This window comes from Rhizobium sp. CC1099 (genome assembly GCF_029714385.1).
Classification (GTDB): Bacteria; Pseudomonadota; Alphaproteobacteria; order Rhizobiales; family Rhizobiaceae; genus Rhizobium.
The window spans coordinates 112,085-124,580 of the sequence record NZ_CP121641.1 but is presented as its reverse complement, the minus strand read 5'-3'; the positions used below and the strand labels follow the sequence as shown (position 1 = coordinate 124,580).

General features: G+C 60.4%; 9 protein-coding genes and 1 pseudogene. 8 read left to right on the top strand and 2 right to left on the bottom strand.

The window, feature by feature from the left end; all coding sequences use genetic code 11:
* Positions 1 to 17 precede the first annotated feature (17 nt).
* Genes QA644_RS00630 through QA644_RS00610 form a run of 5 tightly spaced genes read left to right on the top strand, consistent with a single transcriptional unit; the run spans position 18 to position 5,769 of the window.
* Positions 18 to 1,184 carry an ABC transporter permease gene (locus QA644_RS00630; protein ID WP_283070602.1) on the top strand — a complete coding sequence of 389 codons (1,167 nt, stop codon included), beginning with the start codon at positions 18 to 20 and terminating at the stop codon, positions 1,182 to 1,184.
* Positions 1,181 to 2,125 carry an ABC transporter ATP-binding protein gene (locus tag QA644_RS00625; RefSeq protein ID WP_283070600.1) on the top strand — a complete coding sequence of 315 codons (945 nt, stop codon included), beginning with the start codon at positions 1,181 to 1,183 and terminating at the stop codon, positions 2,123 to 2,125. Before QA644_RS00630 ends, QA644_RS00625 begins: the two co-directional genes overlap by 4 nt.
* Positions 2,122 to 2,871: an ABC transporter permease gene (locus QA644_RS00620; protein WP_239595723.1), complete on the top strand. Its 750-nt coding sequence runs from the start codon at positions 2,122 to 2,124 to the stop codon at positions 2,869 to 2,871. Before QA644_RS00625 ends, QA644_RS00620 begins: the two co-directional genes overlap by 4 nt.
* A gap of 47 nt (positions 2,872 to 2,918) precedes the next feature.
* A complete protein-coding gene (locus QA644_RS00615; RefSeq protein WP_194728826.1) occupies positions 2,919 to 3,314 on the top strand; it encodes a VOC family protein in 396 nt (131 codons plus the stop codon).
* 10 nt (positions 3,315 to 3,324) lie between these two features.
* Positions 3,325 to 5,769, top strand: a complete 2,445-nt coding sequence (locus QA644_RS00610) for a glycoside hydrolase family 2 protein (RefSeq protein WP_283070597.1) — start codon at positions 3,325 to 3,327, stop codon at positions 5,767 to 5,769.
* A 60-nt stretch (positions 5,770 to 5,829) separates the two neighbouring features.
* On the opposite strand, the gene QA644_RS00605 is transcribed toward QA644_RS00610, so the two are convergent.
* Positions 5,830 to 6,219 carry a PRC-barrel domain-containing protein gene (locus tag QA644_RS00605; RefSeq protein WP_283070595.1) on the bottom strand — a complete coding sequence of 130 codons (390 nt, stop codon included), beginning with the start codon at positions 6,217 to 6,219 and terminating at the stop codon, positions 5,830 to 5,832.
* Between the two features lie 230 nt (positions 6,220 to 6,449).
* Here QA644_RS00605 and QA644_RS00600 point away from each other — a divergent pair, with 230 nt between their 5' ends.
* The 3 genes from QA644_RS00600 to QA644_RS00590 all read left to right on the top strand — a co-directional run bounded on the left by QA644_RS00600 (position 6,450) and on the right by QA644_RS00590 (position 11,109).
* A complete protein-coding gene (locus QA644_RS00600) occupies positions 6,450 to 8,150 on the top strand; it encodes a long-chain fatty acid--CoA ligase (RefSeq protein WP_239595729.1) in 1,701 nt (566 codons plus the stop codon).
* Positions 8,151 to 8,288: 138 nt separating this feature from the next.
* Positions 8,289 to 9,914: a glucose-6-phosphate isomerase gene (gene pgi, locus QA644_RS00595; protein WP_283070593.1), complete on the top strand. Its 1,626-nt coding sequence runs from the start codon at positions 8,289 to 8,291 to the stop codon at positions 9,912 to 9,914.
* Between the two features lie 259 nt (positions 9,915 to 10,173).
* Positions 10,174 to 11,109 carry a HEPN domain-containing protein gene (locus QA644_RS00590; RefSeq protein WP_283070592.1) on the top strand — a complete coding sequence of 312 codons (936 nt, stop codon included), beginning with the start codon at positions 10,174 to 10,176 and terminating at the stop codon, positions 11,107 to 11,109.
* A gap of 270 nt (positions 11,110 to 11,379) precedes the next feature.
* Here QA644_RS00590 and QA644_RS35095 read toward each other — a convergent pair.
* Positions 11,380 to 12,410, bottom strand: a pseudogene (locus tag QA644_RS35095) (PQQ-dependent sugar dehydrogenase).
* Between the last annotated feature and the right edge of the window lie 86 nt (positions 12,411 to 12,496).

Here is a 12,496-nt window from a genome sequence, read left to right as displayed (position 1 = left end):
CCAGACAGGATGGATCGATGGAAGAAACCTTAGCGGTCCGCAAATTGGATCGGCTCGGCGTGGTTCTCGTGGCTGCCGGCATCATCGCCACGGCCCTTTTGCCCTTCATCTATGTGAAGGCAAACCGCATTGCCTCCGGCAAGCCGATGCTGCTTACGCAGCTTCTCGACCAACCTTCCATCATCATTCTCGCCATTCTGCTGGTCGCCACCGCATTTGCTGCACTCTTTGCAAAGAGCGCCCCGTTGCGGCTTGCGATTGCGACGCTCGGGCTGGCAGCACTTGTCGCGGCGATCGGTCTCGTCGCCGCGGCCTTTACTCCACCCAACAGCAATGCGGCGCGCATGACGCCGGGAGGCGGTTTCTGGGTGCTGTTTGCCGTCGTCGGTCTCATCATTTCGGATGCGCTCGTCAAGGTCCGTCTGACGCCGTGGATGCGGGTCGCCGCGCTGATCGGCTACACTGCGCTCTTGGCCGGTTGCCTTACTTCCGGCTTGCTCGACAGCCTGTCGATCATGAAGGAGTTCGCAACGCGGTCTGCTCAATTCTGGTCCGAGGCGGTCGCCCATTCGCTGCTTGCCCTCGGTTCGCTTGCGATCGCGATCGTCGTCGGCTTGCCGCTCGGCATCTTCTGTTTCTGGGTACCGAAGCTGCGCGCCGCCGCGCTGCAGGGCCTCAGCCTGATCCAGACCATCCCGAGCCTTGCGCTCTTCGGCATCCTTATGCTGCCGCTCGGCTATATCGCAACGCATGTGCCGCTCGCAGCGGACCTCGGCATCCGCGGGATTGGCACGGCGCCGGCGCTGATCGCGCTCGTGCTCTATTCCTTGCTGCCGATCGTAGCCAATACGGTCGTCGGTCTTGAGGGCGTTGATCCTTCAGTGCGGGATGCAGCCGCCGGCATGGGACTGACGCGCCGGCAAATCCTGACCGGCATCGATATGCCGCTTGCCTTTCCGGTCATTCTCACCGGCATCCGCATCGTGCTCGTACAGGCGATCGGCCTCGTGACGATCGCAGCGCTCATCGGCGGCGGCGGGTTCGGCATCTTCATTTTCCAGGGCCTCGGGCAGACCGCCATGGATCTCGTCATGCTCGGTGCCGTGCCGACCGTCTTCTTCGCCTTTTCATCGGCCGTCATCCTCGATGCGGTCATAGACAGCATACGGGGATCGGCCGCATGACCATGATCGAGATCAGGAACGTCACCAAACGCTATGGCGCTGCAACCGTCGTCGATGGTGTCTCGATGAGTGTCGAGAAGGGTTCGATCACCGTCATCGTCGGCACGTCCGGTTCGGGCAAATCGACGCTGATGCGGATGATCAATCGGCTAGTCCCGATCACCGAAGGGCAGATCTTCGTCGCCGGGCAGAACGTCATGGACGTGCCGGCAACAGACCTCCGCCGCAAGATCGGCTACGCAATCCAGGGTCATGGGCTCTTTCCGCACCGGACCGTGGCGCAGAATATCGCAACCGTACCGGAACTGCTGGGCTGGGACGCAGCGCGCACCGCCGGGCGCGTCGACGAGCTCCTCGGTCTCTTCAATCTCGATCCGGCAAGTTTTGCCGAAAAATACCCCCATCAGCTTTCCGGCGGTCAGCAGCAACGCGTCGGTGTAGCCCGCGCGCTCGCCGCCGCACCAGAGCTACTGCTGATGGACGAGCCCTTTGGTGCGCTCGATCCAGTTATCCGCGGAAAGGCGCAGGACGATCTTCTGGCGATCCAGAAGCAGTTCGGCACGACCGTCATTCTCGTGACCCACGACATGGACGAGGCCTTCCACCTCGGCAACCAGATCGCCGTCATGAGCGAGGGCAGGCTGCTGCAATGCTCGACGCCGGAAAAGATACTGACCGAACCGGCGGACCCCTTCGTGCAACAGTTGACCGGTACTTCCGACAGGGCCTTGAAACTGATGTCGCTGCTGCCGCTCAAGGCAAGCATGGCGCCCGCCAAGACAGGGCTGCCTTACGCACTGCCGCAATCGATCAGCCTTCGGGACGCTCTCGCGGAAATGATCTGGCAAGGGGTCGAGGAAGCAGTTGTACAAGATGCCGACAGGGCTCCGGTCGGCTCGATCTCCATGACGCGGCTTCTCGAACTGGGCCGCAAGGCATGAAGCTTGTCGTCGCCAACCTCTTTCGTTTCGCAGCGCTGGGGCTACTCCTGATCCTGCTTTTCAGGACCGAGTGGCTTTCCTTCATACTGGTGCCACTGACCAGCAACAACGCGCCGCCGGTCTACACGCAAAACAGCCTGCCATCGCTTGCCTTCGGCCACCTCCAACTGGTGGCCGTCTCGATCGTCGGCAGTGCCATTCTGGCGGTTCTGGCCGGCGTCTTCGTGACGCGGAAAAGCGGCGAGGATTTCCTGCCGCTCTCACGCGCGATTGCCAATGCCGGGCAAACCTTCCCGCCGGTCGCCGTGCTGGCGCTTGCCGTTCCGGCCACAGGCTTCGGCGCCGCTCCGACGCTGATCGCTCTCTTTCTCTATGGCCTGCTGCCGATCTTCGAGAATACCGTCTCCGGATTGCGTCAGGTTTCGCCGTCCGTTCTTGATGCCGCTGACGGCATGGGGATGGATGCGACACAGCGGCTTTTGCGCGTTGAGCTGCCGCTTGCGCTTCCGCTCATCCTTGAGGGACTAAAGGTCGCGACCGTCATCAATATCGGCACGGCGACGATCGGCTCGACGGTTGCGGCAAAGGGCCTTGGCGAGGTCATCATCGCTGGCCTGATCTCCGACAATACAGCCTTCATCCTGCAAGGCGGTCTCATCGTCGGCCTGATGGCCGTGCTGATCTACGATGCAATGGGCCTCATCGAAAGCGCGATAACGCAAAGAATAGGCTTGCGCCCCGCATAGCGGGAAAGCTACCAAGGCTGCCGCAATACCGGCAATGGGAGGCCGCCTTGGCAAAGATGATCCACTCCATGATCCGCGTACTCGACGAGGCGCGCTCCGTCGATTTCTACAGCAAGGTCTTGGGGCTGACAGTCGCCGATCGGGTCGATTTCGAGACCTTCACGCTGATCTATATGAGCAATGCCGAGACCGGATTCGAGCTGGAGCTGACGATCAACAAGGGCCGTACCGCATCCTACGACCTCGGCAACGGCTATGGTCACCTCGCCGTTTCGGTCGATGAGGTCGCCGTCGAACACGAGCGATTGACGAAAGCCGGCCTCAACCCCGGCAAGCTTGTCGAGCTCAACCGCGACGGCAAGCTCTTCGGCCTCTTCTTCTTCATCACCGATCCCGACGGCTACAAGATCGAAGTTCTGCAGCGTCACGGTCGTTTCCAGTAAGAGCACTCCCATGATCGAAAAAGCCGAACTTCACAGCGGCTGGACGCTCTCCTGCAACGATACAGAGCATCCCGGACTGCCCGAATTCATTCCCGCAGCCGTTCCCGGCTGTGTGCATCTCGACCTTCTGGCAAACCGGCTGATCCCCGACCCCTATCTCGACGTCAACGAGATCAGCAACGACTGGATCGGCAGAACGGAATGGACCTATCGCTGCAGCTTCGAAGCCGCCCCTGATGAACGCAAAGTTCATGAGCTGGTTTTCGACGGGCTGGATACGATCGCGACGATCCGATTGAACGGCGAGGAGGTGGCGCGAACCTTCAACCAGCATCGCACCTACCGCTTCGATGTTTCAGCTTTGCTGAAGGCCGGCGTCAACGAACTCAGCGTCACCTTCCATTCCGCCTATGCCCACGGTGCGGAGATGGAGAAGCGTTACGGCTACCGGCCCAACAATTATCCCGGGCCCGGCAACCTGATGCGCAAGATGGCCTGCAATTTCGGCTGGGACTGGGGACCGACCTTGGTGACTGCGGGGATATGGAAGCCGGTGCGGCTGGAAAGCTGGGATCGGGCACGGCTCCTCGAGACGCGGATATCGGCGACGCTTGCAGGTGGCGATGGCCTGGTGAAGGTCCATGCCAAGCTGACGCAGCATGGCGCATCGGGTGCCTGCAGGATTGTCACCGAGATTGCGGGCGTATTTCATACGGTCGAGATTGCGGAAGATGCCGAAGAGGTCAGCTTCGACATCCGTGTTCCATCGCCGCAGCTTTGGTGGCCGCATCATCTCGGCGCCCAGCAACTCTATCCGCTGAAGATCGAGTTGCGCGATAGCGTAAACGATGACTTACTCGATAGCTATTCCAAGGCGATCGGCTTTCGCTCTGTCCGGCTAGATACTGCGCCGGACGCACATGGCTCAGCCTTCACTTTCATCGTCAACGAGGTGCCGCTTTTCATCTGCGGCGCGAACTGGATTCCCGACGATTGCTTCCCCTCGCGTGTGACTTCGGACGGCTATGTCTCGCGCATCGCCGAGGCGAAGGCAGCAAACATCAATATGCTGCGCGTCTGGGGCGGCGGCATTTTCGAGCGCGATGGATTCTACGAGGCGTGCGACCGCGCCGGGATGCTGGTCTGGCAAGACTTCCTCTTTGCCTGTGCTGCCTATCCGGAGGAAGAGCCGCTTCGTAGCGAAGTGGAAGCCGAGGTACGTGACAATGTCGTCCGGCTGATGTCACATGCTTCGCTCATCGTCTGGAATGGCAACAATGAGAATATCTGGGGCTTCGACGAGTGGGGCTGGCGGCCGATCATCAAGGAGGGCGTTACCTGGGGGCTTGGCTATTATCTCGATCTGCTCCCGAAGCTGTGCGCCGAACTCGACCCCGACCGGCCCTATTATCCCGGTAGTCCCTATTCCGGCACGATGGATATCGCGCCCAATGCGGACGAACACGGGTGCAAGCATATCTGGGATGTGTGGAACGACGTCGGCTACGAGGTTTATCGCAACTATATCCCGCGCTTTTGCTCCGAATTCGGCTGGCAGGCACCGCCGAGTTGGGCGACGCTCGAAGAAAGCGTGCATGACAATCCGCTGACGCCGCAATCACATGGCGTCTTCCATCATCAAAAGGCGACACATGGCAACGAGCGGCTGATCCGCGGCCTTGCCGGCCATTTGCCCATACCGAAGACGATGGCCGACTGGCATTTCGCCACACAGTTGAACCAGGCGCGCGCGATCCGCTTCGCCGTCGAGCATATGCGCTCGAATCGCGGCATCTGCAAAGGTGCAGTGGTTTGGCAGTTCAACGATTGCTGGCCGGTAACCTCCTGGTCCGCACTCGATTCCGCGGGGCGGCGAAAGCCGCTCTGGTACGCCCTGCAACAGACTTTCGATCCGCGCCTGCTGACGATCCAGCCGAGGGGAGACAAGCTCGCCGCCATAGCCGTCAACGAGCGGACGCTTTTCTGGCGGTCGAAAATCAGCGGCAGGCGCATGAAGCTCGACGGGACGGTGCTTGCCGAATTCGAATTCTGGCGGCTGCTCTGCGACAGGTTCGAAGCCAAGGAATTCATCCTGCCGGACGACATCGCCACTCCAGATGCGGCTGATGACGAGGTGGTCGTCGTAGAGATGCTCGACAAACGAGCCTTCCACTATTTCGTCGAGGATGTCGACCTGAAGCTGCCGAGGCCGCAGTTTGGCGTCGCAGTCACGCTTGGTGTCGACGGCTGCGAGGTGAAGGTCACGGCCAGAACTTTTCTGAAGGATCTTTGCCTGATGGCCGACCGGCTCGATCCGACTGCGGTGGTGGATTCCATGCTTGTGTCCCTGCTGCCGGGAGAGAGCCACGTTTTCACACTGAACACGAAGAGGCTGATCTCTTCGGACGATATCGTCCCGGGCGTCGTTCTTCGCTCGGCCAACGATCTCCTTTGATAGACACCAAAAGGCCCCGCCAGCCGCGGGGCCCTTTCCGGCTCGTTCGCGCGAACGACGTTACATCCAGTAAGGTGGCACGCCGTAGTAGTCATAGATTCGGCGGCTATTATCGTTGTACCAGTTGTCGTCATCGTCCGCGTAGCTCGGCGCGTTTTCGATCTCCTCCTTCGTGAGGTCGATACGGTAGCCGTCAAGCTGCGTGTCGTAGTTCAGCTTTTCCCAAGGCAGCGGGTAGTGGTCGTGGCCGATACCCAAGAAGCCGCCAAAGCTCATCACGGCATAGGCCACGCGGCCGTCCTGCTTTCCGATGATCAGGCGCTCGATCGAGCCGATGTGCTTGCCATCGGCGCCATAGACACGAGTGCCCTCAACGCGGTCACTTGCAATCAGCGACGGAGTATCCTTCACATTGGGATCGCGGATGACATCAGCCTCTTCATTGAGCATTTCTGCTTCTCCTCACGTGTCAGTCATGGAAATAAAACGTGTCTTCGAACTCAAAAGTTCCCGGATTACCGGAGCGCCGGAAGCACGTTGACGTTTACGTCAAAGTTAGTGTAACTCTAATCCAGCTTGAACCGTTCAAGCATTGGCATAAGCTGCCCTTCGGAGGATGGAGGATCATCCGACCGGCAGCCGCAGACCGGCATCCGTTGCCGGATAGGGAGAGAGACACGATGAGCAGCATTTCCGTCCATCCAGGTGGCTCGAAGCGGGAAAAACCCTGGCTTGCCGCCTATCCCGCGATCGTTCCGGCCGAACTGCCGCCGCCGGAGCATGAATCGCTGGCGGATCTGCTGGACAAATCCTGCGGGACCTATGCAACCCGTGTTGCCTTTTCGAGCATGGGCAAGACGCTCACCTATCGGGAGCTTGGAGAGCAGACACGCAAGGTCGCAGCCTGGCTGCAAAGCATCGGTCTTCAGAAAGGCGATCGGGTCGCCGTGATGATGCCGAATGTGCTGCAGAACCCTATCGCGGTCTACGGCATCCTGCGCGCCGGCCTGGTCGTCGTGAATGTCAATCCACTCTATACGCCGCGCGAACTGGAACACCAGCTGCGCGATTCAGGTGCCAAGGCGATCTTCGTACTGGAGAATTTCGCCCGGACGGTCGAACAGGTGCTGGCAAAGACCGATGTGCGCCATGTGGTGGTGACTTCGCTTGGCGAAATGCTGGGTCCAAAGGGACTGATCGTCAATTTCGTCGTCCGCAAGGTGAAGAAGCTGGTCCCCTCCTGGTCGATCCCGCAGCACAAGACATTCAAGCAGATCTTGGGCGAAGGTGCACGCAAACCGCTGCAACCGCCGGCCATCAAGGGCAGCGATATCGCCTTCCTTCAATATACCGGCGGCACCACGGGTGTGGCCAAGGGTGCGGTGCTGACACACCAGAACCTGCTTGCCAACAAACGGCAGCTGCAGCTTTGGCTGAAATCCGCTTTCGAGCTCAAGAAGCAGCCGGACGTGCTCAACTTCATGTGCGCACTGCCGCTTTATCACATCTTCGCGCTGACGGTGAATTCGCTGATGGGTATGTCGCTCGGCGCGCACAACATTCTGATCGCCAATCCGCGCGACATTCCGGGCTTTGTCAAAGAATTCGGCAAGTCGAACGTCCATATCTTCCCCGGCCTCAACACGCTGTTCAACGCGCTGATGAACAATGCCGATTTCGCCAAGCTCGATTTCTCCTCGCTCATCATGTCGCTCGGCGGTGGCATGGCGGTGCAGCGGCCGGTCGCCGAACGCTGGCTGAAGATGACGGGCTCGCACATCACCGAGGGCTACGGCCTTTCCGAGACCTCGCCGGTCGCAACCGCCAACCGCTTCGATTCGCCGGAATTCACCGGCTCGATCGGCTTGCCTCTCCCCTCTACCGAGATCGACATCCGCGATGAAAACGGCAATTCTCTGCCGCTCGGCGAGATCGGCGAGATCTGCATCCGCGGTCCGCAGGTGATGGCCGGCTACTGGCAGAAGCCGGAGGAGACCGCGAAGGTGATGACGGCGGACGGCTTTTTCCGCAGCGGCGACATGGGCTTCATGGACGAGCGCGGCTACACCAAGATCGTTGACCGCAAGAAGGACATGATCCTGGTTTCCGGTTTCAACGTCTATCCGAACGAGATCGAGGAAGTCGCCGCCATGCACCCGGGCATCATCGAGGCCGCCGCGATCGGCGTGCCGGATGGCCATTCCGGCGAAGCGGTGAAACTCTTCGTGGTGCGGAAGGACCTGGCGCTGACCGAGGCCGATGTGAGGGCCCATTGTGCCGCCAACCTCACCAACTACAAGCGTCCCCGCCATATCGAATTCCGCACCGAATTGCCGAAATCGCCGGTCGGCAAGATTCTGCGCAAGGACCTGCGCGGCTGATTTTGACACCCGCATGAAATTTGAAGCCATCCGCCTGTGCGCGGGTGGCTTTTTTGCATTCCGGCGGTGGCTGAACTTGATTTACGCCCTACAAAGCGAATAGTTTCCGCAACCCTTTCCGCCTTCAAGGAGCCTCCCATGAATGTCATCGTCGAACAGCTGAAGAGCACTGCGGCCGCCACGAAGGCAACCGATATCCGCGACGCCTTCGCGGCCGATCCGCAGCGCTTCTCGCGCTTCACCGCCTCGCTCGACGACCTTTTGATGGACTATTCAAAGACCGCCGTGAACGACGAAATCCTGGCGCTTCTTGTCAAGCTCGCAGAAGAAGGCGGTGTGGAGAAGAAGCGCGAGGAAATGTTTTCCGGCAAGGCGATCAACTTCACAGAAGACCGCGCCGTTCTACACACTGCGCTTCGCAACCGCTCCAACACCGCGGTGCTGGTCGACGGCAAGGATGTGATGCCGGAGGTCAACGGCGTTCTCGCCGCCATGGGCAAGTTCGCCGACGGCATCCGCTCCGGCGCGCTGAAGGGCGCGACGGGCAAGCAGATCACCGACGTCGTCAATATCGGGATCGGCGGCTCGGACCTCGGCCCGGTCATGGCGACCCTGGCGCTCGCGCCCTTCCATGATGGCCCGCGCGCGCATTTCGTCTCCAACATCGACGGCGCCCATATCGCCGACATCCTGAAGCAGGTCCAGCCGGAAACGACGCTCTTCATCATTGCCTCGAAGACCTTCACGACGATCGAGACGATGACCAATGCGCAGACGGCGCGCAATTTCATCGCCAAGGCGCTGGGTGAGGCTGCGGTGCAGCACCATTTCGCGGCCGTCTCGACGGCGCTCGACAAGGTCGCCGCCTTCGGCATCGCGCGCGAACGCGTCTTCGGTTTCTGGGATTGGGTCGGTGGCCGCTATTCCATCTGGTCGGCCATCGGCCTGCCGCTGATGATCGCGATCGGACCGGAAAACTTTGGCAAGTTCCTCGACGGCGCGCATGCAATGGACAACCATTTCCGTAAGGCTCCGGTTACCGAAAACCTGCCGATGCTGCTCGGCCTCATCGGCTTTTACCATCGCAATGTGCTGGGTTATCCCACCTGTGCGATCCTGCCCTACGACCAGCGCCTTTCGCGCTTCCCGGCCTACCTGCAGCAGCTCGACATGGAATCCAACGGCAAGGGTGTGACGATCGACGGCACGCCGGTCGAGAGCAATTCCGGCCCGGTGGTCTGGGGCGAGCCTGGGACCAACGGCCAGCACGCATTCTTCCAACTCATCCACCAGGGAACGAGCATTATTCCCGGTGAATTCATGATCGCCGCCAATGCCTTCGAGCCGGAACTGCGCCACCAGCACCAATTGCTGATGGCCAATTGCCTGGCGCAGTCCGAAGCGCTCATGAAGGGCCGCACTTTCGAGGAAGCCAAAGCGCAGCTCACAGCCAAGGGGATGGACGACAAGAAGGCCGATTTCATCGCGCCGCACCGGGTCTTCACCGGCAACCGGCCATCGATCACCTTCGTCTATGATAAACTGACGCCCTATGCGCTCGGCCGCCTGATTGCCCTCTACGAGCATCGCGTATTCGTCGAAGGCGTGCTCTTCCGCATCAACTCCTTCGACCAGTGGGGTGTCGAGCTCGGCAAGGAACTGGCGACCGGCCTGCTGCCGGTTATTGAAGGCACGGAGAGCGCGGCAGGACACGATAGCTCGACTCAGGGGCTTGTTGCAGCATTGGCGAAGCTCGCCACGTAAGATCACTTGGATCCTTTGGGTTGCGCCCCTCGGCGATAGCTGTCGGATCCTCCTCCCAGCGGATGTGAGGAGGTATCTCGCCGAGCGGGCCGGCGTTGATCCGAACCGCAAGAGAAGCCCGCGACAGTGAGATTTCGGACCGAAGACAAGGATAACCCTTTTCGCTTTGCGGGGAGAGGTGTACCAGCGAAATATGGTTGTAATCCATAACACGTGCGCGTAAAGAGTTTAGATGCGTAACAACCGATGAGCCGCTACGATGGATACGATTCCCACCGAAGGCTTCGACGCGGCAGTGACCCTGACAGACCATCTCGACCATCTGCCCGACAAGAAGCGTCGAGAGCTCGCCCGTATTCTGCAAATCCTGTTTTTCGAGGTCGAGCAGTTCCGCGCCACCAAGTTGTCCGGCAAGAAGGCCGCCGGCAAGGTTCTCAAGGTCATCCTTTACGGCTCCTATGCCCGCGGCGACTGGGTCGAGGATCGCTCAAGCGGCTACCGCTCCGACTATGACCTTCTGATCGTCGTCAACACCAAGAGCTTTGCCGAGGAGCATGAGCTGTGGGAGGCGCTGGAGGAACGGTTGCTGCAGGAGCAGATCAGCCACCGGATCGAAACGCCGGTGATCCCGATCGTCCACTGCCTCTCAGACGTCAACGACCAGTTGGCACGCGGCCGGCCATTCTTTACCGACATCGCCAAAGACGGGATCGTGCTCTACGAGGAGCCCGGCCATCCCCTCGCCCAGCCGAAGGCGCTGACGCCAGAGGAGGCGAAGGCCGAGGCGCAGCGGTATTTCGATCAGTGGTTTCCGACCGCTTGCCATCGCTTCGAACTTGCAGAGATTGCAGTTGCGAAAAATTATTCCGTCGAGGCAGCCTTCGATCTTCACCAAGCCACAGAGCGCTTTTATCATTGCGTCTTGCTCACCTTGACGCTCTACAGCCCGAAGTCCCACCGCATCAAAGTGCTGCGCTCGCGAGCCGAAAGCGCCGATGCGCGGCTGGTTTCGGCCTGGCCGCGTGACACTCGCTTTGCCCGCCGCTCATTCGAGCTGTTGTCACGGGCTTATGTCGAAGCCCGCTATTCGTCGAGCTACACGATCAGAAATGAAGAACTGCAATGGCTTGTTGCGCGCGTAAAGGACCTGCAGGCGCTTGTGGAGACGATCTGCAAGGAACGTCTTGGCGCATGAAGTCAGATCTCAGTATGTTGAGTGGTGCGAAAAGCACAGTTCCAAACTAGGCATTGTGCGGCTTTCGCAACACAGAACGAGAACATGTTCACCGAACGGACCATCGTTCAAGGTCGCATAAGGCGCAATGCGCAACCGGTGTCGGGAGGCTTTCGCAGCGTCTCGAAGTCCGCGGCAAGCTCGCCAATCTTGAACCCGACTACCTCGAAGCGCTCATCCGACCAACCACGCCGTTAACCTGACGGGTCCCCTCTAAGGAACCCTCGGACGTCACCGCCTGAAGACGTAAATCGCGCCTCCGGCGTCGTCGGATACGAGGACCGAACCGTCCGGCGCTTCCTTGACGTCCACGGGCCGTCCGACGGATCTGGCAAAAGTCGTCGCGGAGACGGGGCGCCCCCCTTGGAAGCGCACCCGCACTACCTGACGGCCGACCGGAACAGACCTGTCCCAACTGCCGTGCTCGGCAACCAGGGCGTCGCCGCCGAGGCCGCGGAAAAAATGGATTCCCAAGGTTGCGACATGTGCCTGAAAGTTGAAGACGGGCGAAATCTGCCGCGCGGGCGGCGGCGCGTCCTCGAACCCTTTGAGCCGGATCTGGCCTCCGAAAAAGGGAAAGCCGTAAAAGCCGCCGGGCTGCAGCGCGTTCAGCTCGTCTGGTGGGATATCGTCGCCCATTCGGTCGGCGCCGTTGTCGGTAAAGAACATCGTACCGCCGCGCCAGTCGAAGCCGACCGAATTGCGCACACCCCAGGCACTCGTCGAAGGTCGGACCCGTCCTGGTCCATGCTGACGATCGTGCCTTGCAGCCCGCGCGGCAAGCAAATGTTGCAAGGCGATCCCAACGAGACATAGAGCCGGGAATCGGGACCGACGGCGATATAGCGAAAACTGTGGGCTCCCGAATTCGGCAAGTCTCGACGAATATCACGCCTACCGCTCAGAGCGCCCCCACGCCCGATGTTGAACGCGGTTACGCTGTTTCTCGAAGCGACGAACAAACGACCGCGGGAGCATGCGACTCCGTTCGGAGCGGAGAATCCGGAGGCGACCCGCCGGGCGCGACCGCCGGAGAATGGCACGGCATAGACCGAGGAACCTTTGGTTCCAACGAACAATATGTCGCCGCAGACCGCCATTTCGCGCGCGGCGGGAACACGTGCGAGCAGCTCGGCGCGCGCCGGGCCGAGGGCCACGCCGGAGGCGACAGTCGCGACGGAGGCGAGCGCGAGAAATCCAATTCTAGCGGAGAGAAATCCGGCTTTAGGGAAAAGACGTTCATCGGCGCCCTCCGAATACAAGCTGAATTGCTGGAAGGAATTGGAGCGGCTTAATTTCGTTTCATGACGGAGCCCAGGCCTCACGGCGAAGTGATCTCCTGGATTGA